At 72.1% G+C, this 25704-nt stretch carries 19 protein-coding genes and 1 pseudogene; 13 read left to right on the forward strand and 7 right to left on the reverse strand.

What is annotated here, in order from left to right:
- Window positions 1–29: 29 nt before the first annotated feature.
- The gene (locus ACWGDB_RS15890) at window positions 30–1271 is read right to left on the reverse strand and encodes an endonuclease/exonuclease/phosphatase family protein (RefSeq protein WP_453822975.1); all 1242 of its coding nucleotides are present in this window, start codon (window positions 1269–1271) and stop codon (window positions 30–32) included.
- Between the two features lie 176 nt (window positions 1272–1447).
- Here ACWGDB_RS15890 and cyc2 point away from each other — a divergent pair, with 176 nt between their 5' ends.
- Window positions 1448–3607, forward strand: coding sequence for a germacradienol/geosmin synthase Cyc2 (gene cyc2 / locus ACWGDB_RS15895; protein WP_453822976.1), 2160 nt, complete (start codon window positions 1448–1450; stop codon window positions 3605–3607).
- On the opposite strand, the gene ACWGDB_RS15900 is transcribed toward cyc2, so the two are convergent.
- Window positions 3600–5114 (reverse strand): hypothetical protein, encoded by a 1515-nt coding sequence (locus tag ACWGDB_RS15900; protein ID WP_453822977.1) that lies wholly within the window; start codon window positions 5112–5114, stop codon window positions 3600–3602. The two genes, cyc2 and ACWGDB_RS15900, sit on opposite strands and share 8 nt — an antisense overlap.
- Before the next feature lie 136 nt (window positions 5115–5250).
- Here ACWGDB_RS15900 and ACWGDB_RS15905 point away from each other — a divergent pair.
- Window positions 5251–5610, forward strand: a pseudogene (locus ACWGDB_RS15905) (multicopper oxidase domain-containing protein); the annotation flags it as partial.
- A gap of 100 nt (window positions 5611–5710) precedes the next feature.
- Here ACWGDB_RS15905 and ACWGDB_RS15910 read toward each other — a convergent pair.
- Complete coding sequence (locus tag ACWGDB_RS15910) at window positions 5711–6454, reverse strand: CTP synthase C-terminal region-related (seleno)protein (RefSeq protein ID WP_453822978.1); 744 nt, start codon at window positions 6452–6454, stop codon at window positions 5711–5713.
- Between the two features lie 83 nt (window positions 6455–6537).
- On the opposite strand from ACWGDB_RS15910, the gene ACWGDB_RS15915 reads away from it, so the two are divergent.
- The 5 genes from ACWGDB_RS15915 to ACWGDB_RS15935 all read left to right on the forward strand — a co-directional run bounded on the left by ACWGDB_RS15915 (window position 6538) and on the right by ACWGDB_RS15935 (window position 11130).
- Window positions 6538–7416, forward strand: a complete 879-nt coding sequence (locus tag ACWGDB_RS15915; protein WP_453822979.1) for a LysR family transcriptional regulator — start codon at window positions 6538–6540, stop codon at window positions 7414–7416.
- A 149-nt stretch (window positions 7417–7565) separates the two neighbouring features.
- A complete protein-coding gene (locus ACWGDB_RS15920) occupies window positions 7566–8165 on the forward strand; it encodes a PDZ domain-containing protein (RefSeq protein WP_453822980.1) in 600 nt (199 codons plus the stop codon).
- 85 nt (window positions 8166–8250) lie between these two features.
- Window positions 8251–8871 (forward strand): LysE family translocator, encoded by a 621-nt coding sequence (locus tag ACWGDB_RS15925; protein ID WP_453822981.1) that lies wholly within the window; start codon window positions 8251–8253, stop codon window positions 8869–8871.
- Between the two features lie 122 nt (window positions 8872–8993).
- On the forward strand, window positions 8994–10121 hold the full coding sequence (locus tag ACWGDB_RS15930; RefSeq protein ID WP_453822982.1) for an aminopeptidase P family protein: 1128 nt from the start codon (window positions 8994–8996) through the stop codon (window positions 10119–10121).
- Window positions 10122–10182: 61 nt separating this feature from the next.
- Window positions 10183–11130, forward strand: a complete 948-nt coding sequence (locus tag ACWGDB_RS15935; protein WP_453822983.1) for an aminoglycoside phosphotransferase family protein — start codon at window positions 10183–10185, stop codon at window positions 11128–11130.
- A gap of 36 nt (window positions 11131–11166) precedes the next feature.
- Here ACWGDB_RS15935 and treZ read toward each other — a convergent pair whose 3' ends face one another.
- Window positions 11167–12912, reverse strand: a complete 1746-nt coding sequence (gene treZ, locus ACWGDB_RS15940; RefSeq protein ID WP_453822984.1) for a malto-oligosyltrehalose trehalohydrolase — start codon at window positions 12910–12912, stop codon at window positions 11167–11169.
- Between the two features lie 185 nt (window positions 12913–13097).
- Here treZ and ACWGDB_RS15945 point away from each other — a divergent pair, with 185 nt between their 5' ends.
- The 3 genes from ACWGDB_RS15945 (at window position 13098) to ACWGDB_RS15955 (ending at window position 15574) form a co-directional block, all read left to right on the forward strand.
- A complete protein-coding gene (locus ACWGDB_RS15945) occupies window positions 13098–13649 on the forward strand; it encodes a DUF1707 and FHA domain-containing protein (protein WP_453822985.1) in 552 nt (183 codons plus the stop codon).
- Window positions 13650–13787: 138 nt separating this feature from the next.
- Window positions 13788–15158: a M14 family zinc carboxypeptidase gene (locus ACWGDB_RS15950; RefSeq protein WP_453822986.1), complete on the forward strand. Its 1371-nt coding sequence runs from the start codon at window positions 13788–13790 to the stop codon at window positions 15156–15158.
- Window positions 15155–15574, forward strand: coding sequence for an SSI family serine proteinase inhibitor (locus ACWGDB_RS15955; RefSeq protein ID WP_453822987.1), 420 nt, complete (start codon window positions 15155–15157; stop codon window positions 15572–15574). The genes ACWGDB_RS15950 and ACWGDB_RS15955 overlap by 4 nt, the downstream gene beginning before the upstream one ends.
- A gap of 51 nt (window positions 15575–15625) precedes the next feature.
- Here the strand turns inward: ACWGDB_RS15955 and ACWGDB_RS15960 are convergent, their stop codons facing one another.
- Window positions 15626–16876: a M14 family zinc carboxypeptidase gene (locus ACWGDB_RS15960; protein ID WP_453823034.1), complete on the reverse strand. Its 1251-nt coding sequence runs from the start codon at window positions 16874–16876 to the stop codon at window positions 15626–15628.
- A 401-nt stretch (window positions 16877–17277) separates the two neighbouring features.
- Window positions 17278–19653 carry a malto-oligosyltrehalose synthase gene (gene treY, locus ACWGDB_RS15965; RefSeq protein ID WP_453822988.1) on the reverse strand — a complete coding sequence of 792 codons (2376 nt, stop codon included), beginning with the start codon at window positions 19651–19653 and terminating at the stop codon, window positions 17278–17280.
- Between the two features lie 81 nt (window positions 19654–19734).
- On the opposite strand from treY, the gene ACWGDB_RS15970 reads away from it, so the two are divergent.
- On the forward strand, window positions 19735–21132 hold the full coding sequence (locus ACWGDB_RS15970; RefSeq protein ID WP_453822989.1) for an MFS transporter: 1398 nt from the start codon (window positions 19735–19737) through the stop codon (window positions 21130–21132).
- 2 nt (window positions 21133–21134) lie between these two features.
- On the opposite strand, the gene glgX is transcribed toward ACWGDB_RS15970, so the two are convergent.
- Entirely contained in the window at window positions 21135–23282 is a 2148-nt protein-coding gene (gene glgX, locus ACWGDB_RS15975; RefSeq protein ID WP_453822990.1) for a glycogen debranching protein GlgX, read from the reverse strand.
- Window positions 23283–23462: 180 nt separating this feature from the next.
- On the opposite strand from glgX, the gene ACWGDB_RS15980 reads away from it, so the two are divergent.
- Both ACWGDB_RS15980 and ACWGDB_RS15985 read left to right on the forward strand, forming a co-directional pair.
- Entirely contained in the window at window positions 23463–24284 is an 822-nt protein-coding gene (locus ACWGDB_RS15980) for a Tat pathway signal sequence domain protein (protein WP_453822991.1), read from the forward strand.
- Between the two features lie 85 nt (window positions 24285–24369).
- Window positions 24370–25686 carry a copper amine oxidase gene (locus ACWGDB_RS15985; protein WP_453822992.1) on the forward strand — a complete coding sequence of 439 codons (1317 nt, stop codon included), beginning with the start codon at window positions 24370–24372 and terminating at the stop codon, window positions 25684–25686.
- The last annotated feature ends 18 nt before the right edge of the window (window positions 25687–25704 follow it).

The raw sequence follows: 25704 nt of genomic DNA on the forward strand, positions 1-25704 counted from the left end.
CCACCTGCCCGTGCCCGTGCCCGCGCCGCTCAGCCCACGCGCACGTCCTGCCACACCAGCCGGTGGTCGGACGTCGGCACCGTCTTCCCGTCCCCCACCAGCCGGTACAGCGGGTCGTCGGAGGTCGGCCAGAAGACGCCGTTCGCGCCCGGTGTCAGACCCCTGGACGGGATGACGTAGTCGACGCGCAGGTTCCCCGGCGCGGTGTCTCCGAAGTCGGACGTGTCGTACGCCGGATTGCCGAGGTGTGAGGCGTTGGCGCCGCCCTGGAGCCTCGCCGCCTCGACGCCGCCGGCACTGGCCGGCGGGGTGGCCGGGAGACCCACCGCCGGGTGGTCGAGCAGTTGCCGGATCGCGTGGGCGTAGCTGTCGCCGTCGTACGGGTCGGCGTTGTTGTCGCCCGCGATCACGAACCGTGCCCCGGACCGCAGCCCGCCGCGCACGCCCTTGTCGTCGTAGAGGTAGGAACTGCGCCGGCGCCCGCCGATGTAATCGGCCCACAGCCGGATCTCGTCGTGGTTGCGGCGGCCGTTGCGGTCCTCGGAGCCGTCGAAGGTGGGCGGCGTCGGGTGCGACACCAGGAAGTGCACGGTGGAGTGGCCGACGCACACCGGCACGTCCCAGTGGCTCTTCGACGACAGGCGGAGGATCGCGCGAGCCGCGTCGCTGTAATAGCCCGGGGGCATCACGTGGCCCGGCATGTCCCGCCACAGGAAGCGCTGGAAGGTGCGCACCGCGCGCGTGTCGATCGGGTACTTCGACAGGACGACCATGCCGTACTGCCCCGGGAACCAGCCGTAGCCGTAGGCGTCCTGCCCGTACGCGTCCGAACCGGGGGTCGTGACCGCGCCGTTCTTCCCGTCGAGGTCCACACCGGAGGCGACGCCCGTGTTCACCGGGCCGGTGAAGTGGTACGGGAAGCGGATCGGCTTGGCCCCGTTGTGGCCGACGGACAGATAGTTGCGCAGGAACAGGCGGACCGCCCTGCCCCGCTCGTCGTGGTCGAACTCGTTGATCAGCAGGACGTCCGGGTCGACCCGCTGGATCGTCTCGGCGGCATTGCGCGCCTGGGCGTTGTCCGGTGTGGACAGGTCGGTGATCAGCGCGCCCTCGGTGCCGCGGTTCAGGGAGGCGTTGAAGGTGGCGAACCGTACGGACCGGCGGCCGTGCCGCTCGGCCGCCGAGGCCGGAAACGCCGCGGTCGTGGCCAGCGCCGCCCCGGCCAGGGAGGCGAGTGCCGTACGGCGGGAGAGAGATCCGGTGGGGTTCATCGCGACTCCGGGGAGGGAGGGGGCACGGGGGACATGAGGCTCGAAAAGTCTGCGCGCGTAGAGATGAACGCCGCAAGGTCCGTCGAGAACTCCCGGATTCACCCGCGATTCACGCGATGGTGTGATCATGTCCTGTGCCGCGGATGCCCGTCGAGGCCCAGGGGTAGGGCCCGGCCATGACGCAGCAGCCCTTCGAACTCCCCCACTTCTACATGCCGTATCCCGCGCGGCTGAACCCACATGTCGACGAGGCCCGTGCCCATTCGACCGAGTGGGCGCGCGAGATGGGCATGCTGGAGGGGTCCGGGATCTGGGAGCAGGCCGATCTGGACGCGCACGACTACGGCCTGCTCTGCGCGTACACCCACCCTGAGTGCGACGGCCCCGCGCTCTCCCTGATCACCGACTGGTACGTGTGGGTCTTCTTCTTCGACGACCACTTCCTGGAGATCTTCAAGCGCACTCAGGACCGCGCCGGCGGCAAGGCCTACCTGGACCGCCTGCCTCATTTCATGCCGATGGACCTGTCGACCCCGATGCCGGAGCCGCAGAACCCGGTCGAGGCGGGCCTCGCCGACCTGTGGACGCGCACCGTGCCCTCGATGTCGGCCGACTGGCGCCGCCGCTTCGCCGTCGCCACCGAGCACCTGCTGAACGAATCCCTGTGGGAGCTGTCCAACATCAACGAGGGCCGGGTCTCCAACCCGGTCGAGTACATCGAGATGCGCCGCAAGGTGGGCGGCGCCCCCTGGTCGTCCGGGCTCGTGGAGTACGCGACGGCCGAAGTTCCCGCGTCCGTCGCCGAGTCGAGGCCGCTGCGTGTGCTGATGGAGACGTTCTCGGACGCCGTGCACCTGCGCAACGACCTGTTCTCCTACCAGCGCGAGGTAGAGGACGAGGGCGAGCTCAGCAACGGCGTGCTGGTGCTGGAGACCTTCTTCGGCTGCACCACCCAGGAGGCCGCCGACACCGTCAACGACGTCCTGACCTCCCGCCTCCACCAGTTCGAGCACACCGCCCTCACCGAGGTTCCCGCCGTGGCGCTGGAGAAGGGGCTCACCCCCGGCGAGGTCGCCGCCGTCGCCGCGTACACCCAGGGGCTTCAGGACTGGCAGTCCGGCGGCCACGAATGGCACATGCGCTCCAGCCGGTACATGAACGCGCGCGCCGAACCGACGGCGCCCTGGAAGGGCCTGACCGGTCCGGGCACTTCCGCCGCGGACGTCGGCGCGCTGCTCGCGGCGGCCGGCGCCGAGCGGCTGCGTGCGTACACGCACGTGCCGTTCCAGAAGGTCGGCCCGTCCCGTCTTCCCGAGTTCTACATGCCCTTCCAACTGGAGCTCAGCCCTCACCTCGAGGGGGCCCGGCACCGCCTGACCGAGTGGACGCACCGCATGGGCATCCTTGAGGAAGGTGTCTGGGACGAGGATAAACTGACCGCCTACGACCTCCCGCTGTGCGCCGCGGGCCTCGACCCGGACGCCACCCCCGAGGCCCTCGACCTCAGCTCCCACTGGCTCGCCTGGGGCACCTACGGCGACGACTACTACCCCCTCGTCTTCGGCCACCGCCGCGACCTCGCCGCCGCCCGGCTGACCACCCAGCGCCTGTCGGCCTGCATGCCCCTCGACGGCGAGGTCGCCATCGTGCCCCTGGACGCCATGGAGCGAGGCCTCACCGACCTGTGGGCGCGTACGACCGCGGACATGACCACCGAGGACCGGCGTTTCCTGAAGGACTCGGTCGACGTCATGACCGAGAGCTGGGTGTGGGAGCTGTCCAACCAGCTGCAGAACCGCATCCCCGACCCGGTCGACTACCTGGAGATGCGCCGTGCCACCTTCGGCAGCGACCTCACCCTCAGCCTGTGCCGGATGGGCCACGGCCCCGCCGTCCCACCCGAGGTCTACCGCAGCGGCCCGGTCCGCTCGCTGGAGAACGCCGCCGTCGACTACGCCTGTCTCCTCAACGACGTCTTCTCGTACCAGAAGGAGATCGAGTACGACGGCGAGATCCACAACGCGATCCTCGTCGTACAGAATTTCTTCGGCATCGACTACCCGGCCGCCCTGGACGTCGTCCACGACCTGATGACCCAGCGCATGCAGCAGTTCGAGCATGTGGCGGCGCACGAACTGCCCATCGTGTACGAGGACTTCGGACTCTCGCAGGAGGCCCGGGAGATCATGACGAACTACGTGGTCGACCTCCAGAACTGGCTGGCGGGCATCCTGAACTGGCACCGGGAGGTCGACCGCTACAAGGCCGAGTACCTGTCCCGCCGCGCACACGGCTTCGTGCCGGACCGCCCGCCGGCCGTCCCCCTCCTCAGCTGAGCTCGCGCACCAGCGCGGCCGTCTCCTCGGCGAGCTCTCGTACACCCTTCGCGGCGTTCTCCGAGAGCTCGCCGAGTATCGCGTCGGCGGCCGGGAGGAGCATGCGTGCCTCGTCGGGGAGGGGCACGTCGGCCAGGGCGCGGGTGAGCCGATAGTGCTCCTCGGCCATGAAGCGGCCGAGGTTCACGCCTTCCCAGTGGCGCAGGGAGTCGTCCCCGGGAGCTGCAAGGATGTTCCGTAGCGCGGCCAAGGTCCCTACAGCTTGCGTCAGTTGACCGTCAACACGCTCCAGACGGGCCTGGTCGAGGCGGGCCGAGACGCGGTCCCAGGCCGTCTCCTGCAATGCGGCGTACAGGCGCTGGGCGCGCAGGGCCTGAGGGTGGTCGCCGAGTTCCTCGAAGTCGCGGGCGAGTGCACGCAGCGGAGCCGTGGCCAACGCCCGCGGCGCGTCGGGCCGGCGGAGTCTGCTCTGGTCCATGACGATCGCGTCGAGTTCGCGGATTAGCGTCACCCGGGCGAGCTCGGTCATGCCCTGGTCCCGCGCGAGGTCGGTCCAGGTGGCCACCGGCTCGTCAGCGGGATCCGTACCGAACAGCGAGTCGTCCAGCCCCTGCGCCCATTCCCGCAACTCCTCCGAGCTCGCGCCGGGTTCGGGCATCCCGCCGAGACCGCACGCTGTGTCGAAGTCCGTCTCACGCACCTCGTGCAGCAGCGGCAGATCGCCGACGTCTCCGCGCAGCCCCACCAGGACGGCCGCGAGGCGCAGTTCGTCCGTCATCGAGGACCGCGTCTCGTGCCGCAACAGATGCCGCAGCAGTTCCAGGTCGCCCTCGGCCCGGTCGAACTGCGCGGCCCGCAGGGCGAGCCGGCGCCGCACGGGATCCCCGGCAACGGCGTCCCACGCCACACCGTAGCCCCCACGCAGCAGTGTCAGATCGGCGCGGCCGCTCGCGAGCACCGGCTCCCACAGGGGTGGGCGCGGATACGAGTCGAGCAGCTGATAGGCGTTGTGCTCCGCCCCGTTCAGCAGCAAGAAGTCGGGCTCGGTGCGCAGGAGCGCCGCCCGGAGCATGGCTTCGAGCTCGGCGGGAGAGCGCTCCGGAAAGCCCAGCGCGGCCCGCAGCTCGGTTCGCGCCTCTTCAAGGCGAGGGAGGCGGCTGCGCTGCGCTCCGTCTCCGTGCTCCCCGTCGAACTCCTTCTCGTCCTCCTCGTCGTCCTCTTCGGCCTCCTCCAGGCCGATCATGATCTCCAGCGCCTCGTCGACGCTGGAGCCGACGATCCCGGCCGAGCCCTCCGAGTCGGCGTACAGCATCGACCCGTCCGCGCACACGAAGTACGTACCGCCGGTGTCGTCCCCCGCCACGATGTCGAGCGGGCCGCCCGAGGCCAGGCGGACCTCTTCGACGTGGCCGTGGGCGGCACGGCCGATGTCGAAGTTGAAGGGGTGGGCCGCAAGTTCGGCCAGGCGGGGGTTCCTCCGGAGCACCCGCAGCGCGTGATCGGTCATGTCACTGAACGTAACAGCCGCCACTGACAGCGGACTTCCGGCCTCCGGATGCCGTCGCCGAAACGTTTCGTGCGGAACGGGATATTCAGGGAACTTCGGTGCGGCGCGGCGAGTCTTCTGGGGTGAGGGGAACGACCACAACATGCACATCCACCTGGCCGACTTCCAGCTGCTGGGCCGCGACGCCCACGACGTCTCGGGATTCGACCCGGCGGTGGGCGGCACCCGCAGCCCCATCCGGTACGACGCCGCCACCGCGATCCCGCTGGCCCCCAACGAACGCGGATACAAGGACGTCTTCCGGGTGCCGGGGAACCAGATGCTGCGCGTCATGGGCAGGTTCGACGGGGCGTACGGCCGGTTCATGTACCACTGCCATCTCCTCGAGCACGAGGACATGGGGATGATGCGGCCCTTCGTCGTCATGCCCGCCGAGGCGCTGAAGTTCGACCACGGCGGCGCCCACGGTGGCCACGGGGAGGGACACACGGGCTGACGTACGGGTGCAAGGGCACGGGCTCACGTACCGGTGCGTGGCGTGGTGACGGACGAACGGGTGTCACGCACGCGTGCGCGGGCGACGGACATGGCGGGCCTCACGCGCGGGTGGAGTCCCTCCGCGCCGCGTGCTCGAGGGCGGCTCGTGCCAGCGCGCGGACGATCGGGTGCGGGCGCGAGCCGTCGCCGGACAGTTCCGGCTGGAAGAGCGTGGCCAGGAAGAAGGGATGGCCGGGCAGTTCGGCGATCCGGACGTGACCGTCCTCGTCCTGCCCCGAGAAGCGCAGACCGTGCGCGCGGAGCGTGTCGAGGTGGCGGGAGGGGCCGTAGGCGCAGAAGTACCGTTCGACGGTCCGTTCCGAGCCGATCACCGACTGGGCGAGCGAGCCCGACTCGACCCGGACCACCGCTTCGTGGCCGACCAGCGAGCAGGCCAGGGGTTCGATCAGGAAGTCGTCCGCGTCGGGGTCGTTCTCGGCGTGGGCGACCCGGCTCAGCCCGCACACCTCGCGGGCGTACTCGAGGAGCGCGTGCTGGAAGCCGCCGCAGGTGCCGAGGAACGGGATCCCCTCCGCGCGCGCCGTGCGGATCGCGGACAGCACACCCGCCTCGCTGCGGTACGGGCTGCCCGGCAACACCCACACGGCGTCGAAGCCGCGCACGGCGTCGTCGGCGACCGCGTCCTGCGACGGGATCCAGTAGGCGTCGAGGACGAGCCGTTCGCGCTCCGCGAGAGCGTCCAGCAGCAGCGGCACGCGTGTGTGCGAGGCGACGTTGGGGGAGCGGTCCCCGACCAGGGCGAGCCTTGCGGTCGTTGCTGCTTGAGCAGCGGTGTTCGGCATGGCCGTCATCCTGGGCGCGGCCAGTCCTTCACGTCCAACGATGATTACTGCACCTCCGATAAGCAGCACTGATGGTGTGCGAGATGCTCTGGCGCATGGACCCGCACCTGCTGCGCACCTACGTCACGGTCGCCCGTCTGGCCTCGTTCTCCGAGGCCGCCCGCGAGCTCGGCTACACCCAGTCGGCGGTGTCCCAGCACATGGCCGCGCTCGAACAGGACCTCGGTGCACCGCTGCTCACCCGTCGCCCCGTGGCGCCCACGGCGGCCGGTGAACGGCTCCTCGAACACGCGGGCCCGCTGTTGCTGCGCCTGGAGGCGGCCCGCGCGGACGTCGTAAGAATGGCGGCCGCGCCCGACCACGGACTCACGCTCGCCGCCGCGTCGACCGCACTCGGACCCCGCGTCCTCGCCGCGCTCCCGGCCTCCGGCGTGACCCTGCGCGTGCTGCCCCGCGACGAGGTCCCCGCGGCCGTCGCCACCGGCACGGCCGACCTCGGCCTCGTCGACGGCCTCGCCGCCCCCAGCGACCCGCTGCGACTGCCGGACGTGGCCCCGCTGACCACGTACGGCGTGGGGGAGGAGCCCGTCTGCGTCCTCCTGCCCGACACCCACCCGCTCGCCCGGCGCACCGGCCTGCGCCTCGGTGACCTGGCCGACGCACGCTGGCTGGAGGCCCCCGACGCGGGCCTGCCCCTCGCCCACCTCCGTGCCGCGAACGGTGGCCACGGCTTCCGCCCCGCCCTGCGCTACGAGGGCACCGACATCCACGCCCTCACCGCCCTGGCCACGACGGGCCACGGCCTGACCCTGCTGCCGCGCCCGGTGGCCACCGGGGTGCCCGGCGCGGTCGCCGTACCGCTCACGGAACCGCGGGTCGTACACCGGACGGAACTGGTGTACGCCGGGGCCCTCCGGGGAGCGTCGGCAGTGGTCGCGGAGGCGTTGCTCGAACCGGCGTGAGGCAGGGCCCACCCCGCCCCGCCCGTCCCTGACGTCCCGTTTCTGCCGTGACGCCTATGGCTTCCCGTTCTTGACCACTGGTCAGTCTCACTCGATCGTGGCTCGTCGTGCGCCGGTGCGCAGGGTAGTCACCAGCCGGAGGCGATCCGATGGAACAGACTGCGTTGCGACCCAAGCCCATGCCAGGTCAGGGGCCCGGCGACGAGGCCAAGCCCGCCCCCGGCGCACGGCGTCCGCACGCCGCGCCCCACCGGCGCGGCCGACGACTCACGACCCTCCTGTGCGCGCTACTGGTGGGAATGGTCCTGATCCTGTCCGGGGTCGGCCTCGGAACTCTCGGGGCCACGGTGATCGGCATGAGCAAGCTCGCCGAGCTGAAGCGACAAGCAGGCATGGGCTCCCCCGGAAGCCCGTCCGGGTCGGCACACCCCGCTTCCTCCGCCCCCGCATCCCCGACGCCCACCTCCTCGCCGCGTCCGGCCGCCGTCGCCACTCTCGGCGTGGAGGCCGTGGACGCCGAGAAGCCGGGCGCCCTGCTCGTCGGCGTCCATGTCCCGGGACCGGGATACGCGGCCGGCCTGGTCCGCGGTGACGTGCTCCTGGCGTTCGGCAGGACCCGCATCGACTCGGCCGCCGACCTCGCGCGAGCCGTCGCCGGGGCCCGCCCGGGCCGCGAGGTCACCCTCACGGTGCGCCACCGCGGCGGCGGCTACCAGCAGCTGACGGCGATCCCGGGCGTCGTCACCTGACCGACGTGCGTCTCGAGCGAAGGCTTGAGGGAGGAGTCCACGAAATCCACTGGTCCCCTTCCGCCGGCCGGGCCACGATGACCCCATGCTGACCACCCTCATCGCCTTCCTGGGAGCCTGCACCCTCGTCGCCGCCTCGCCGGGGCCCAGCACGGTGCTGATCATCAAGCAGTCCTTGCACAGCAGACGCTCCGGACTCCTGACCGTGCTCGGCAACGAGACCGGGGTCTTCGTCTGGGGCGTGGTCGCCGCGTTCGGCCTGACCGCGCTGCTGACGGCCTCCGAGGTGGCGTACGACGTGATGCGGATCGTCGGTGCGGTCGTGCTCGTCTGGTTCGGCATCCAGGCGCTGCGGCAGGCCCGCCGCGCGCAGGGGGAGCAGGAGACCGCGTGGGAGGGCACGCAGAAGAGCGGCTGGGCCTCCTACCGCGGCGGGCTGCTGCTCAACCTCGCCAACCCCAAGGCGGCCGTCTTCGCCCTGTCCTTCCTCCCGCAGTTCGTCCCGGAAGGCGCCCCGCACCTGCCGGCCATGATCGGCCTCGCCGCACTCTGGGCGGTCTACGAAGTCGGCTACTACGGCCTCTACGTGTGGTTCGTCGGCCGGATGAAGAACGTGCTGTCCCGCGCGGGCGTGCGCCGGCGCCTGGAACAGGTCTCCGGAGGCGTGCTGCTCCTCCTCGGTGTCCGCATGGCCCTGGACAGCTGACGCCACGCCCGGGCCGGGCTGCCCGACGAGCCGCTCGAAAGACCCGCCGATCGGCTCGCGCCGCCCCCTCCGTACGGGCAGGATGCTGCCCGTAGTCCTTTCACGCGCCCAGGGAGGCCCGGATGACCGGCACCGCACCCGCGCCCTTCACCGCCGACGACTACGCGGCCCGTATGGAACGTGCCGCGCGGGCGGCCGCGGAGGCCGGCCTGGCCGGGCTGCTGGTGGCCCCCGGCCCGGACCTGGTGTGGCTGACCGGCTACGCGCCCACCGCGGAGACCGAGCGGCTCACCCTGCTGGTCCTCGTCCCCGGCCGGGAGCCCGTCCTCGTCGTCCCCGCCCTGGAGGCCCCGGACGCCGCGCAGGCCACCGGCGCGCCCGGCCTGACCCTGCGCGACTGGACCGACGGCAAGGACCCCTACGCCGCCACCGCCGCCCTCCTCGACGCGAGCGGCCGGTTCGGCATCAGCGACAACGCCTGGGCCCTGCACCTGCTGGCCCTGCAGAAGGCCCTGCCCGGCACCTCCTACGCCTCCCTCACCGACGCGCTGCCGATGCTGCGCGCCGTCAAGGACGCCGCCGAGCTGGAGCTGTTGGCGGCCGCGGGTGCGGCCGCAGACGCAACGTTCGAGGAGATCCGGAAGGTTCCCTTCGGCCGTCGCCGCGAGTCCGAGGTCGCCGCCGACCTCGCCCACCTGCTGCGCCGCTTCGGCCACTCCCAGGTGGACTTCACGATCGTCGCCTCCGGCCCGAACGGCGCCAACCCGCACCACGAGGTGGGCGACCGTGTCATCGAACGCGGCGACATGGTCGTCCTCGACTTCGGCGGCCTGAAGGACGGCTACGGCTCCGACACCTCCCGTACGGTCCACGTCGGCGAACCCACCGAGGAGGAGCGCCGGGTCCACGACCTGGTGCGCGCGGCCCAGGAGGCCGGCTTCCGTGCGGTGCGGCCCGGCGTCGCCTGCCAGGAGGTCGACCGGGCGGCCCGCGCGGTCATCGCGGACGCCGGATACGGCGAGTACTTCATCCACCGCACCGGGCACGGCATCGGCGTCACCACCCACGAGCCGCCCTACATGATCGAGGGCGAGGAGCAGCCCCTCGTGCCCGGCATGTGCTTCTCCGTGGAGCCCGGGATCTACCTGCCCGGCCGCTTCGGAGTGCGTATCGAGGACATCGTGACGGTCACCGAGGACGGCGGCCGGCGCCTCAACGACACGACCCGCGAGATGGTCATAGTGGACTGACCCGGCCACCGGGAACGAGGAGCCCGGCCCCCGTAGACCCCCGAGCGACGACGGCGCGACCATGACCCAGGCACCGACACCCACCGCGGACACCGTCCGCCGACTGGTCCGTTCCCTGCTCAAGAACGGCGCGGACGACTCGGCCGGACCGGAGGTCCGTCCTGCCGCCGCGGGCGCCGAGCCCGCCACCTGGTGGGTCGGCACCCGCCATGTGCTGCGCCTCGCCCCCGACCGTGAGGCCGCCGCCCGCCAGCGCCGCGAACTGCGCCTGCGCGACCTCGTCCGCCCGCACGTCCCCGTCACACTGCCGACGAGCGTCGCGTACGGCGAGTGGGCGCCCGGACTGACCTGCACCCTGGACACCAAGGTGCCCGGCGGGGCGGGCGGGCAGCACGACGTGTCCGCCGTCGGCGAGGCCGACCTGGCCGGGCTGCTCACGGGGCTGCGCGAGGTCCCGGTACGGCAGGCCGAGACGCTCGGCGTGCCGCGCGCCGCACCGCGCTCCCTGGAGGCCCTGCGCCGGGCCGCCGAACGTGCCGCCGCCCGCCTCGACACCGCCGACGAGTTCGACGCCGCCCGCGTGCGCCAGCTCACCCAGCAGGCCGCCGGACAGCTCGCCGCCCAGTCCGCGACGGCCGTCCTCGTCCACCACGCCCTCACCGCCGACCACCTCGTCGTGAGCGCCGACGGCCGGGTGCGTGGCGTCCTCGGCTGGGCCGACACCGTCCTCGGCGACCCCGCCGAGGACATCGCCGGCCTCGCCCTCGCCGTCGGCTCCCCGGCCGCCGTACGCGCCGCCACCCTCGCCGGCTACGGCGCCCGCCCCTGTCTACGAGGCCTCTGGCTCGCCCGCTGCGACGCGGTCGTCCGCCTCGCGGACCGCCTCGGCGGCAAGGGCGAATCGCCGCCACCGCTGCTCAGAGCGCAGCTCCACCACGCGTGGGAGCCGATCCTGCTGGAGCGGGTGACGGAGCTCAGGGAGGACGACGACGGCGAGGAGGAGTTGTAGGGGCGGACCCGACGGCGCCCGCCGTGGCGGCCCCGCTCACCCCTGCAGCAGCACCACACCCGACTCCCCGGGCACATGCAGCACCCCGTCCGCGCCCGGCGCCTCCACGGGTTCCCAGGCCGCCAGTACGGCCGCCTGCCGGGGCCCCAGCGGGATCGCCGCCGGTTCCTTGGCGAGGTTGACGGCCACGCGTACGTCGCCGCGCCGGAAGGCGAGCCAGCGCCCCTGCTCGTCGTAGGCCACCTTGGTGTCGGCGAGGTCGGGATCGGTGAGGTCGGGCTGCTCGTGGCGCAGGGCGATGAGGCGCCGGTACCAGGCCAGCACGCGCGCGTGAGGCTCGCTGTCGAGCTCGGACCAGTCGAGGCAGGAGCGGTCCCGGGTCGCCGGGTCCTGCGGGTCGGGCACCTCCTCCTCGGCCCACCCGTGCGCCGCGAACTCCCGCCGCCTGCCGCGCCGTACGGCTTCGGCGAGCTCCGGATCGGTGTGGTCGGTGAAGAACTGCCAGGGCGTGCCTGCGGCCCACTCCTCGCCCATGAACAGCATCGGCGTGAACGGCGCCGTCAGCGTCAGCGTGGCCGCGCAGGCCAGCAGCCCGGGGGAGAGGACGGCCGCGAGCCGGTCGCCCTGGGCCCGGTTGCCGACCTGGTCGTGGGTCTGGCTGTAGCCGAGGAGGCGGTGCGCCGCCACGCGCGTGCGGTCCAGGGGGCGCCCGTGACGGCGGCCCCGGAAGCTCGAGTACGTGCCGTCGTGGAAATAGCCGCCGGCGAGGGTCTTGGCGAGGCCCGCCATCGGAGCGCGCGCGAAGTCGGCGTAGTAGCCCTGGGCCTCGCCGGTCAGCGCGGTGTGCAGAGTGTGGTGGAAGTCGTCGTTCCACTGGGCGTGCAGACCCAGGCCGCCCGCCTCGCGCGCGGTGATGAGCCGAGGGTCGTTGAGGTCCGTCTCCGCGATCAGACTCAGCGGCCGGCCCAGATCGGCGGAGAGGGCGTCGACGGCCGTCGACAGCTCCTCCAGGAAGTGACACGCGCGCGTGTCCACCAGCGCGTGCACCGCGTCCAGGCGCAGCCCGTCGATCCGGTAGTCCCGCAGCCAGGCCAGTGAGCTCTCCACGAGAAACGCGCGCACCTCGTCCGAGCCGGGCGCGTCCAGGTTGACCGCGGAGCCCCACGGCGTGTGGTGCGTGTCCGTGAGGTAGGGGCCGAAGACGGGCAGATAGTTCCCGGACGGGCCGAAGTGGTTGTGCACCACGTCGAGGAGCACGCCCAGACCCAGGTCGTGGGCCCGGTCGACGAAGCGTTTCAGCGCCTCGGGGCCGCCGTACGGCTCGTGCACGGCCCACAGCGAAACGCCCTCGTAGCCCCAGCCGTGCCGCCCCGGGAAGGGACTCAGCGGCATCAACTCGACGTGTGTGACGCCCAGTTCGATGAGATGCCCGAGCCGTTCGGCGGCCGCGTCGAGCGTGCCCTCACGCGTGTACGTGCCCACGTGCAGCTCGTACAGCACCGCACCGGGCAGCGGGCGCCCGGCCCACTCGGTGCGCCACTCGTGGTGGCCGTGGTCGACGACCGCACTGAGTCCGTCCGGGCCGTCCGGCTGCCGGCGCGAACGCGGATCGGGCAGCACCGGCCCGTCGTCCAGTGCGAAGCCGTACCGCGTCCCGTCGCGCGCCTCCGCCTCCCCCCACCACCATCCCGCCCGATCAGGATGGCGCTCCAACGCGCGCGTGGCGTCCTCGCAATGGAGCGTCACACGGCCGGCCTGCGGTGCCCACACCTCGAACTGCACGGACGGTTCCCCTTCGTCTGCTCACCGTGATGTAGCCCGTCCATGGTGCTTCAAACGAGATCAATCCGCTTTTGAATCTTCCCTTTTGCGGCGGGTGTCGTGGCCTGTCTCGGCGATCACGCGCGTGTGGTGGTCGTTTCCCCGTTTTCTGGACACCGGGGGTCCACTGACCGACAATCAGCAGCGTGACGTCGTCTTTCGAGTTCAACACGTACCCCGCGCGGCTCTCCGACGTGGAGCGCGACAAGGCGCTGAAGGTGCTGCGTGACGGCGTCGCCATGGGACGGCTGTCGCACGACACGTTCGTGCGCCGCATGGAACTCGCCCTCTCCGCCCGCCGCGCGGACGAGCTCGCGGCGCTCACCGCCGACCTGCCCTCCGAGAGCCGTCTGTCCCGTCTGGTGTTCGGCACCGTCGAGGCGGTCTCCGGCTTCACCGTACGGCTGCGCAGGGCATGGCAGGCCGAGCGGCTGCCCAAGCTGCTGCTGCCCCACCCCGGGTCCGGTCATCCGCTGCGCATAGGGCGCGACCCCGCCAACGGGCTGCGGCTGACCCACGAGACGGTGTCCCGGGTGCACGCCGAACTGAGCCACCAGGCCGGCCTGTGGGTCCTGCGTGACCTCGGCTCCACCAACGGCACCACGGTCAACGGCAGGCGCGTCATCGGTGCCGTCGTGGTCCGCGAGGGCGACCAGGTCGGCTTCGGCCGGATGTCGTTCCGGCTCGCCGCGACCTGAGCCGGCCGGCGGCTCGGGGCCTCCCTTTACTTGAAGCGTTGACTCAAGTCCCTTTGCCCTCGGTGGTGTTGACGTACTGGCCAAGTCGTGACTGACTGTGCGTACACCATGCACACCAGGTGAACCGACGGCACCGCATTGTGGAGGTGTGCCCTGCCGCCACTCCTCCGCTACCCGACCGTCGACGAGCTGAGCGCCCGGGCGGCCGCGCTTGTCGCCCGCCGTCCCCGTGACGCACGACTGCGCCGTGTCGGCACGTCCCGCGCGGGCACGCCCCTGTGGCTGCTGTCCGTCGGCCACGGCAGCCGCCAGGCCCTCGTCGTGGCCGGCCCGCACGCCAACGAACCGGTGGGCGGCGCCACCGTCCTGCGCCTGGCCGAACGGGTGCTCGCCGACCCCCGCCTGCACGAGGGCGCCGACGCCACCTGGAACCTGCTGCTCTGCCTCGACCCCGACGGCCTGCGCCGCAACGAGGGCTGGCTGCACGGCCCGTACGCCCTCGCCGACTACTTCCGGCACTTCTTCCGGCCCGGCTTTCTGGAACAGCCCGAATGGCTGCCGGACGGCGCCGACGCCGCCACGCTGCCCGAGACCCGCGCCCTGCTCGAACTCCAGGACGAACTGCGGCCCTTCCTGCAGTGCTCCCTGCACGGCGTCGACGTCGGCGGCGGCTTCGTCGAGCTGACCCATGACCTGCCCGGCCTCGCCCAGCGCATCGCGCACACGGCGGCCCGCCTCGGCATCCCGCGCGAGCTGGGCCCCTACGACACCCTGTACTGGCCGGAACTGGGCCCCGCCGTCTACCGGATCCCCAGGCCCCGCCGGGGTGACCTGGCCGCCGCCATCACCGAGGCGGCCGTGGAGTCGACGTGGTTCCATCCGTACCGGCACGGCACGGTCACGGCGGTCGTGGAGGCCCCCATGTGGGGTGTGGCCGCCGTGCAGGACGGTGCTCCGCCCGCCGATGAGGAAACGGTCCTGCGGAGGGTGAGCCATACCCTCCGCCACGACACCCTCCTCCTGCAGCGGCTGTTGGAACGCCTGCGGCCCCACCTGCCCGTCGGACCGGAATCGGCCCGGCTGCTCGCTCCGGTCGACGACTATTTACTGGTCTGTCCAGGGCTCGCGAACACCTGGGACCCCGACGTTCGGGACCCGGTCGGCGTACACCCGCTTCCCCCGCTCAGCACCGCCCATCTGGCCGCCCTGCGCATCGCCGGGCGGCGCCTCGCCCTGCGCACCGCCGGGCTGCTGCACCAGCTCGTGACGGGCGCCGGGCGCGACCCTGCCGGGGTGCTGCCGGAGCTGGGCCGGCTCCTCGACGAGTGGTGCGACGACTACCGCGACGGCTGCGGGGCCCGCTGGATCCCGGTTGCGCGCCAGGTGGAGTACCAGGCGCGGGTGGTGCTCGCCGCGTTCGAACTCGCCGGACGGTACGCGCCCGCGTGCTCCCGTTCGGGTGAGTCGGGGTGGAATGCCGGGGCCGCCGTGCCGATGCATCGGGAATGACGCAATCAATCACGGCGAAAGCGGTACGGGGCGGCCTGCTGGCGGCGGCTGCCATGCTCCTCCTCGGCGCGTCCCCGGCGCCGGCGGCGGCCCAGGAATCGGACTCGGGGAACTGGCTCTTCCTGACGGTCACCCGGGGCGACGCCCGCCACGGTGACCCGCGCGGCACGCTGCTGCTGTGCGACCCGCCGCAGGGCCACGGGAAGGCGGCGCAGGCCTGCGCGGAGCTCGAGAAGGTGGGCGGCGACATCAGCCGGCTCCGGACGGCGGACGCCTTCTGCCCGATGATCTACGCCCCGGTGACCGTCCACGCGCGCGGGGAGTGGCAGGGACGGCCGGTCGACTACCGGGAGACGTTCGCCAACGGGTGCGCCATGGGTGCTCGGACGGGAGCCGTGTTCGCGCTGGACGCCTGACACCGTGCCGCATCGGCCGTACCGCACAAGCCGGCGCGGTTCACGCGCGGCTCACGTCGGCCGGTCGCGCGCGTGCAGCGCTGCCGCGACGACCGTGCGGGACTGGTGCTCGACCTGGTGCTCCAGGGGCACCCAGCGGGCGCGGAAGCGCTCGGCGAAGGCGTCGCTCCAGGTCGCCACCAGGTGTTCGAGGCGCTGTGCCCCGCGGTCGTCGGCCTCGCGCAGGACACGCAGCAGCATGGCCGCCGCCCGCAGCGGCAGCCGGCGCCCGAAGGCGTCCACGCTCCCGACGTACGCCATGGTGTCGTCGGCGGGCGGCGTGCGCATCCAGTCGGCGGCCAGCCCCGGCACCAGCTCCAGTGCCCACTTCGAGGCCCGCAGCAGGGGCCCGTCGACGCCGTCCAGGTGGGGGAGCGCCTCGGCGAGCACCCGCTCCACCTCCAGCGCGTCCCGCAGCAGCCGGGCCGCCAGCCGCCGCATCGCCCTGGCCGGGGCCGGATGCGGCGCCGGGTCGTCCACCAGGTCGCTGGCCCACATCGGCACCTCGACGACCGCCGTCAGGCCGCCGTAGCGGTGCACGTGGTACCAGGTGCTGCTGCGCGCGTCGTCCGGCATGCTCGGATAGGCCGCGCCCGCGCCCGGCGCCGGCATCACATGCACCCCGGGTCCGGACGCGGGCCAGCCCGCCGCGTCCGAGGCACCCGTCTCCACCGGGATGTGCAGCTGGGCCGCGGACTTCGCGAACGGCTCGGCGAGGCCGGGGACGTCCTTCGTCAACTGCACCCAGCTGCCGCCCAGATCGGTGCCGTGCAGGGTCACCTGGAGGTAGGGCCGCAGTTCGTCGATGACCCGGGTCAGCGCGCGCGTCTCGGGCGGCAGCCGGTCGGCCGGCAGTGTGGCCGGTGCCCACTCCGGCTGTTCCGAGGCCGCCGGCCGGAAGAAGCCGTGGTGGTAGTCGAGCAGGCTGCGAGGTGCCGGGGTGACGTGCAGGCTCGCCCCGTCGGGATCCGCGCACAGCAGGAAGTGCCAGGAGATGTCGCTCCGCAGCTCCCGCTCGAGCAGGACGCGTTCGGCGACCGCGAGGACCGTGGGCCCACCGGTCGGTTCGTTGGAGTGCGCTCCGGCGACCACCAGGACGGCGGGCCGCGCGTGACCGATGGACAGCAGGTGCAGGGGTCTGCCCGCTCGGGAGGACCCCACCTGTCTCAGGGTGCACAGGCCCGGTCGGTGAGCGGCCAGTGCGCGGGCGGACAGGACCAGCTCGGTCAGCGTGGGGTAGCGCAGCTCCGGCAGGAGACTCACCCCCGTCATGTCCGCCCAGCCTTCGCAATCCGCAGTACCCCACGGTCTGGTTTACGTGTCAAGGACTTCACGGGGGAGGCTCCCGGGGGCGCTCAGTTGCATTCACCCCAGGCGGGTGGGGCAACGGGAGCCGGGGGAGGCGCGAGGTCGTTCCGGCCCGGGTGTCCGCACCGGTCGCCCGCCGCCGACCGGCATGAACGGACGCCGGGAGCGCCGGATCGCAGAAGGCGCCAGAGCTCGTCACCATGCGCTGCACCGGTGCACGGGCCCCGGGCGCGCACGCGGGCCCGAGCCGGGTCGCCGGCGCTCCGGCAGGGCGCAGGGTGCCCTCGTACGCGCTGGACGTCGTGCTCGCGGCGGAGGCCTTCGCCCCGGCTCCACGGCCGCTGCACGGTCGCCCCCTACTGCTCGACCGCCCCCTCACCGACCCGCTCCAGCAACGCGACCGGGAGGCCCTCGAAGAGCTCCTCCACGCGCGCGTGCCCGGTGAACTCCCGCTCCGGAGCCAGCACATCGGCCCACCGCCCCGGCGGCAGCGCCAGCACCGTGCCGCGCCAGCCACCCGACTGCGCCAGCCGCAGCGACAGCCGCGTCACGGCGGTGACCACCTCTCCGGAGCGCCCGAAGGCCACACAGTGCGCGGCGGCCGGGCCCTCGGCGGTCAGGGGCACGTACGACGCCGAGTCACCGAACCCCTCGGGACGCCGCCTGCGCAGCCGTAGCACGGCCGCCGTCAGCGCGCCCTTCTCCCCGGGGTCCTGGTGCGGGAACCGCACGCCCCGGCGGTTGTCCGGGTCCACCAGCGCCCGGTACTCCCCCTCCGTGCCCTGATAGACGTCCGGCACGCCGGGCATCGTCAACTGGGCCAGGGCCATGCCCAGCATGTTCGCCCGGATGTGCGGCTCCATACGGCTCCGGAAGGCGGCCACGCGCTCGCCGGGCGCCCCGCAGGGCCCCGCGGCGACGAACGCCGCCACCGCCTCCTCGTACGGCGGTTCCTGCTCCGTCCAGCTGGTGAACAGCCCGGCCTCGCGCACGTGCTTCAGCAGCGCCCCCTTAACCCGGTCCGCATCCGCCTCGCCCAGCCCGAACACGGTCTGCCACGCGGCCCACGCCAACTGCGCGTCCGGTACGCCCTCGCCGTCGCGGGTCACCTCGGTCAGGACGTCCGCCCAGTGCTCCGGGCACTCGGTGAGCACGGCCAGCGCGGCCCGTACGTCGGCACTGCGCTTGGTGTCGTGCGTCGAGGCGACCGTCCCCGTCACGGGCCAGTCGCGCTGCACGCGCGCGCAGTAGGCATGGAACTCGTCGGCCGATACGGAGGGGCTGCCCGGGTTCCCGCCCACCTCGGTCGCCGACAGCAGCGGCACATAGCGGTAGAACGCCGTGTCCTCCACGGACTTGGCCCGCAGCGCCGACGCCGTCTGCGCGAACCGCGTCCGGAACTCCACGTGGTCCGGCCCGTCGCCGGCCCGCCCGAGCACCAGCTCGCGCACGACGTCCACCGCGCCTGCCTCCTCGGGCACGACGAAGGCGAGCCGGGCCTCGGCCGCGGCCTCCTCGGTGACCACACGGGCCGCGTCCCCGGAGACGTACGGCCGGTAGACGTCCAGCCGGACGAGCAGCTCCTGCAGCGCCGTGCGCAGCGCCCACGGGGCACGGTCGCGCAGCGCCGGCTCCGGAGACGTGGCGCATACGCGGCTCGCCACCCGCGTCAGCCGGTCGATCTCCGTGGCCAGTTCGTGCGTGAGCACCTTGTACGCGGCCCGTCGCACCGTCGCCTCCCAGTCGCCGCCGCGGTCCGTCTGCGGGGCCGCGAACCGCCGGTACTGGCCGAGGAGTTCCCCGAATCCGGCCGGATCGGTGAAGAGGCCGTCGATGTGCCGCAGGGCGTCGTAGCCGGTGGTGCCGGCCACGGGCCAGGAGGCCGGCAGGTGCTCGCCGTCCGACAGGATCTTCTCCACGACCGTCCAGCGCCCGCCGGTCGCCTCGTGGAGAAGCTGGAGATACGCGTCGGGGTCGGCGAGGCCGTCGGGGTGGTCGATGCGCAGCCCGTCGATCACGCCCTCGTGGAGGAGCTGGAGGATCTTGGCGTGGGTGGCCTCGAACACCTCCGGGTCCTCGACCCGCACCCCGATCAGCTCCGAGATGCTGAAGAACCGCCGGTAGTTGAGCTCCGTACGGGCCAGCCGCCACCACGCAGGCCGGTACCACTGCGCGTCCAGGAGCTGCGGCAGCGGCAGTTGCCGGGTGCCCTCGCGCAGCGGGAACACATGGTCGTGGTAGCGCAGGACGTCGCCGTCCACCTCCAGCCGGCCGAGCTCCTCGCCCAGCGGCCCCCCGAGCACCGGCAGCAGCACCTGTCCCCCCTGGGCCTCCCAGTCGATGTCGAACCATCGCGCGTACGGCGACTTGGGGCCCTCGCGCAACACTTCCCACAGGGCGTGGTTGTGGCGCGGGGCCATGGCCATGTGGTTCGGCACGATGTCCACGACCAGGCCCAGCCCGTGTGCGCGCGCGGTGCGGGCCAGTGCGCGCAGTCCCTCCTCGCCGCCCAGTTCCTCGCGCACGCGCGCGTGGTCCACGACGTCGTAGCCGTGCCCCGACCCCGGGACCGCCTCCAGGACGGGGGACAGGTGCAGATGCGAGACGCCGAGCGAGGCCAGGTACGGCACGGCCGCCGCCGCGGCCTCGAACGGGAACGAGGACTGCAGCTGCAGCCGGTACGTGGCGGTCGGCAAGGTCGGCACCGTCGGTTCAGGTCGCTCAGGTGTCATGGAAAGCTACGTACCCGCCCTGCCGCCCTTCGTGTCATCGTCCCCTCCACGTGGGCCCACGCGCGTGCCTAGCTTCGAGTGATGGGAACGACGGGAACGAAGGGGACGACAGGACGCCGCGGCACCGCCGCGGCCTACCGCGAGGTGATCGGCCTGACCGGGCCGCTGCTGCCGGTCATGTCCTTCCTGGCACGACTGCCGACCGCCACGATCCAGTTCGGCAGCGTGCTGCTGGTCGCGCGCACGAGCGGCTCCCTGGCCGCCGCCGGACTGACCGGCGGTGCGCTCGCCGTCGGGCAGGTGGCCTGCGGTCCGCTGGTCGGCCGACTCGCCGACCGGCACGGGCAGCGGAGGGTCGTGCTCGTCTTCTCGCTCGCCAACGCCGTCGCGGTCGCCGGGTTGGTCGCCGGTGCGCTCGCGGGACTGCAGACGGCGGTGCTGGCCGTGGTGGGTGCGGCGGCCGGAGCGACGGTGCCGCAGATCGGGCCGATGGCCCGCGCCCGTCTCGTCGCTCTCGCCCGCCGTGCGGGGGCTCGCGACTCGACGGTGGGCGCCGCGCTGTCCTTCGAGAGCACCCTGGACGAGGTCTCCTTCGTGCTGGGCCCTGCCCTGGTCGGCCTGGCGGCCGTGATGGCGCATCCCGGGTACGCGCTGGGTGGCGCCGCGGTGTTGGTGGCGTTGTGCGGCAGCGGCTTCGCGCTGCATCGGACCGCGGTGGCGACACGGCCGGGGCCCGTCGCCACGTCGGCACGACGACGGTCGGGTTCGGTCCGGACGCGTGCGGGGCGACGGAACGGTGCCGTCACGACGGCGCCGAGGAGGCGAGGCGGTTCCGTGCCGACGGCGCCCTCAGGGCGAGGCGACCCCGTCCCGGCGTCGCCGACAGGAGCAGCCGGCCCCGTCCCGCCGCCCCCCATCCCCCGATCCGTCCACGCCCTCCGAGCCGCCCTCGCTCTCCAGGGCGCCATGTTCGGCGCCTGCCAAGCCGGCATCACCGCCCTCACCGAGCGACTCGGACAGCCGGACCAGGCCGGGCTCGTCTACGCCGCCATGGGAGTGATGAGCGCCGTAGCCGGGCTCTCCATGGCCGCCGTGCCCGCCCGTCTCGGACTCACCGTGCGCTGGCGGGCGGCCACCGCAGCCGCTTTCCTGCTCTCACTACCGCTGCTGTGGACGGAGGGCCTCGCCGCCCTCTACGTCACCGTCACGGTCCTCGGCGTCGCCTACGCCCCGCACCTCATCACGGTGTTCGGGCTCACCGAGCGCGTGGTGCCGCCCGCGCGGCTCTCCGAGGCGATGGCGTTCGCGACGAGCGCGCTGGTCGGCGGGCAGGCTCTCGCGCTCGCCGGCACCGGCAGGCTGGCCGAGTCGTACGGTCCCGTGACGGCCTTCGGCGCCGCGAGCCTCGCCGCGGCGCTCGCCTGCGCGATCGCGCTGACGGCGCGCCCGGCGTCGTACCCCGGACGCACCGCCGCGTAGCCCTAGACCGGCCGCTGCAACACCGTCATGCTGCGGTCCACCAACGTCAACCGGTCCCCGGCCTGCACCTTCGATGCCGTCTCCGGCGGCACCCCGTCCGCGCGCGCGGTGTCGACGACCACCTGCCACTCGCGGCCGTGGTTGACCGGCACGACGAAGTCGAGGGTCTTCGGAGAGGCGTTGAACATCAGCAGGAACGAGTCGTCGCCGATGCGCTCCCCGCGCGCGCCCGGCTCCGAGATCGCGTTGCCGTTGAGGAACACCGTCAGCGCCGACGCCTGCGCGCGGTCCCAGTCCCGCTGGGCCATCTCCTTGCCCTGCGGAGTGAACCAGGCGATGTCCGACAGGTCGTCATGGGTGCCCTCCACGGGCCGCCCGTGGAAGAAGCGGCGCCGGCGGAACACCGGATGGTCCCGCCGCAGCCACACCATCGCGCGCGTGAAGGCGAGCAACTCGCGGGGCAGACCGGCCAGGGCCTCGCCCTCAGGGCCGCCATCCCCGTCCGTCGGCCATGCCAGCCACGCGAGTTCGCTGTCCTGGCAGTACGCGTTGTTGTTGCCCCGCTGGGTACGCGCGAACTCGTCGCCGTGGCTGATCATCGGCACGCCCTGGGACAGCATCAGCGTGGCGACGAAGTTGCGCATCTGGCGGGCGCGCAGCTCCAGGACGGCCGGGTCGTCGGTCTCACCCTCCGCCCCGCAGTTCCAGGACCGGTTGTGACTCTCACCGTCCCGGTTGTCCTCGCCGTTGGCGTGGTTGCGCTTGTCGTTGTACGAGACGAGGTCGTGCAGCGTGAACCCGTCATGGCAGGTCACGAAGTTGATGGAGGCCAGTGGGCGCCGCCCGTCGTCCTGGTACAGATCGGACGAGCCGGTCAGCCGGGACGCGAACTCCGCCAGCGCGCGGGGCTCGCCGCGCCACAGGTCCCGTACGGTGTCGCGGTACTTGCCGTTCCACTCGGTCCACAGCGGCGGGAAGTTGCCCACCTGATAGCCGCCCTCGCCCACGTCCCACGGCTCGGCGATCAGTTTCACCTGGGACACCACCGGGTCCTGCTGGACCAGGTCGAAGAACGACGACAGCCGGTCCACCTCGTGGAACTGCCGGGCCAGGGTGGCCGCGAGGTCGAAGCGGAAGCCGTCGACGTGCATCTCGGTGACCCAGTACCGCAGCGAGTCCATGATCAGCTGCAGGACGTGCGGGGACCGCATGAGCAGTGAGTTCCCGGTCCCGGTGGTGTCCATGTAGTAGCGCGGGTCGTCCGTCAGGCGGTAGTACTGCGGATTGTCCAGGCCCCGGAAGGACAGCGTGGGGCCCAGGTGGTTGCCCTCGGCGGTGTGGTTGTAGACCACGTCGAGGATGACCTCTATGCCGGCCTCGTGCAGCGCCCGCACCGCCGACTTGAACTCCAGGACCTGCTGGCCGCGGTCGCCCCAGGAGGCGTACGCGTTGTGCGGGGCGAAGAAGCCGATCGTGTTGTAGCCCCAGTAGTTGTTCAGGCCCATGTCGACCAGCCGGTGGTCGTTCACGAACTGGTGGACCGGCATCAGCTCCAGCGCCGTCACGCCCAGCTCGGTGAGGTGCTCGATGACGGCCGGGTGCGCGAGGGCGGCGTAGGTGCCGCGCAGTTCCTCGGGCAGCCCGGGGTGGCGCATGGTCAGGCCCTTCACATGGGCCTCGTAGATCACCGTGTGGTGGTACTCGGTGCGGGGCCGCCGGTCGTCGCCCCAGTCGAAGTACGGGTTCACCACGACCGACGACATCGTGTGCGGCGCCGAGTCCAGGTCGTTGCGCTTGTCGGGTTTGTCGAAGTGGTAGCCGTACACCTCCTCGCCCCAGCCGATCGAGCCGCTGACCGCCTTGGCGTACGGGTCGAGCAGCAGTTTCGCGGAGTTGCAGCGCAGACCGCGCTCGGGCGCGTAGGGCCCGTGCACCCGGAAGCCGTACCGCTGCCCCGGCATGACGCCCGGCACGTACGCGTGCCGTACGAAGGCGTCGCTCTCCCGCAGTTCCACCGCCGTCTCCGAGCCGTCGTCGTGCAGCAGACACAGCTCTACTCGGTCCGCGGCCTCGGTGAAGACCGCGAAGTTGGTGCCGGCGCCGTCGTAGGTGGCACCGAGTGGATATGCCTCTCCAGGCCAGACCTGCATGGACACGACTCTTTCAGCTCGGGCACGCCGTCGTGGGCGCCTTGACGTCGAGTCTCCCCAAAAGTGATGGAACCACCTATGACTTATGTCCCTCTTAGCGGTCGACCAGGCATACGCGTTATGCCGAACCAGTGGGGCCAACACGTACTCCCGGGGACGTACGGGGAGTAGGGGGAAGATGTGCGCAAGATAGTGCACCGCCATCTGGGCAAGGTGGTGGCGGGTGCGGCCATCGCGGTCGCGGGAACGGCCGTGATGGTCGGGATCACCCTGCCGGGGACGGCGGGGGCCGACGAAACGGGAGGAAGCAACAGCGGCCAGTCCGCCCAGCAGGCCGCCCAGGAGCAGGGCCAGGGCGCCGGCACGGTGCCGCCGGGCGTCGTCGAGGGGGCCGCGAGCGAGGGTGACAAGGGCACGGGCAACGACCCGCTGACCGACGACGAGATGGACCGGGCCGCGAAGCTCGCGGTCAACCCGCAGCTGCGCAGCGCCGGTGAGAACGTCGAGGGTGACCGCGGGCCGCAGCGGCTCGGCGTCGACCTCGCCGAGCCGGACGCCGACGAGCTGGACGACGCGAACGCGCCGCGCCGCGCCGAGGTCTCGTTCTACGACTACAAGGCCGACGCGCTCGTCACCAAGACCGTCAACCTCGACACCGGGAAGGTCGAGCAGACCACCACCGAGCACGGTGTCCAGCCGCCGCTGAGCCGTGCCGAGTACGCCGAGGCGGCCAAGATCCTGATCGCCGACCCGCTGGGCGCGGGCATGAAGGCGGACTACAAGGACGCCACCGGCAAGGAGCTCAGCTCCCCGGACCAACTGCTGCTCAACGGCGCCGTGTACCGGGCCGCTCCGGGCGCCCAGCCCGCCGTACTCGACCAGTGCGGCGAACACCGGTGCGTGCGGCTGTTCCCGAAGGTGAAGAACGGGCCCTGGATCGACGCCCGCTCCTTCGTGATCGACCTGAGCGCCCGCAAGGTCGCCAAGCTCGACATCGGCTGAACCACTCTCCGTTCAGCTTTCCAACTCGCGCGCCACAGGCGTGCATCTCACGTACTTGCACCTCCTGTAAGGGAGTCATTTCTTCATGCGTGTGAACAGAATGAGCCGTGCCCGCAAGGGCGCGGCCCTGGGCCTGTCCGTGGCCGCACTGGCCGCCGGCGCGACGACCGGCGCCGGACCCGCCTCCGCCCAGCCGAAGAACGCCCCGGCGCCCGCGGCCGACTGCAGTGCCGCCTACCGCATCGAGCAGAAGCTCACCGGCGGCACGACCTGGCGGATGTGCTGGCGCTACGACGGCAAGGCCGGGCTCGTCCTGGAGAAGATCTCCTACCAGCCCAAGGGCGAGGCCAATCCGATCAAGGTCCTCAACGACGCAAGGCTCGGGCAGATCCATGTCCCGTACGACGACGGCAGCGTCGAGTACGACGACCTGACGGGCTTCGGCTTCGCCCAGGGCCTGATGAACCTCGCGCCCAGCGAGTGCCCGGGCGGCACCATCAAGTCCGTCAAGGTCCCGGAGGCCTGGGACCCGGAGCACCCGAACGTCAACGGTCTGTGCACGACGACCCGCGCGCGTGGCCACGCCTACCGCATGCAGGGCGACACCGCCAACAAGGTCTACCAGGCGCAGAGCAAGGACCTGCTCGTCTACACGGTCAACCAGGTCGGCTGGTACGAGTACATGACCGAGTGGCGCTTCCAGGACGACGGCACGGTCACCATGAACGTCGGTGCCACCGGCAGCCTGTCGTACGACGACTACGACGCCGGAGACGGCCGCGGCTGGCCGATCGGCAAGGGCGACAGGGCCAAGGCCACCAGCCACAGCCACAACGTCTTCTGGCGGCTCGACTTCGGCCTGGACGGCTCCTCCAAGGGCAAGATCGAGCAGTACGATTCGGCCGTGACCGCGCCCGCCGCCGGTGACCGCGCCCCGAAGACCAAGACCACCCGCACCAAGGTCACCAAGGAACTCGCGGGCGACGCCAAGAACTACCGCTGGTGGCGCATGGTCAGCGCGACCGGCAAGAACAAGGACGGCCACGCGCGGTCGTACGAGATCGTCCCCGGTGCCAGCACCAAGTACCCGGGCCGCAGCTTCACCAAGCACGACATGTACTTCACCGAGTACAACAAGTGCGAGAAGTTCGCCACGAACAACCCGGGTTGCGGCAACACCCATCCCAAGTCCGTCGACAAGTGGGTCAGCGGTCAGAACCTCTCCCACCCGATCGTCTGGATGAATGTGGGCTTCCACCACATCGCCCGTGACGAGGACCAGCAGCCAATGCCGGTCCACTGGCAGGGGTTCTCCATCGTCCCGCGGGACGTGACGGCTATGAATCCGCTCACTCCGAGCGAGCTCGCCTGGCAGAACGGGCACTGGCAGCCTCGTAGTTGAGAAACGACCCTGTCCATC

Source organism: Streptomyces sp. NPDC055013 (assembly GCF_053608645.1).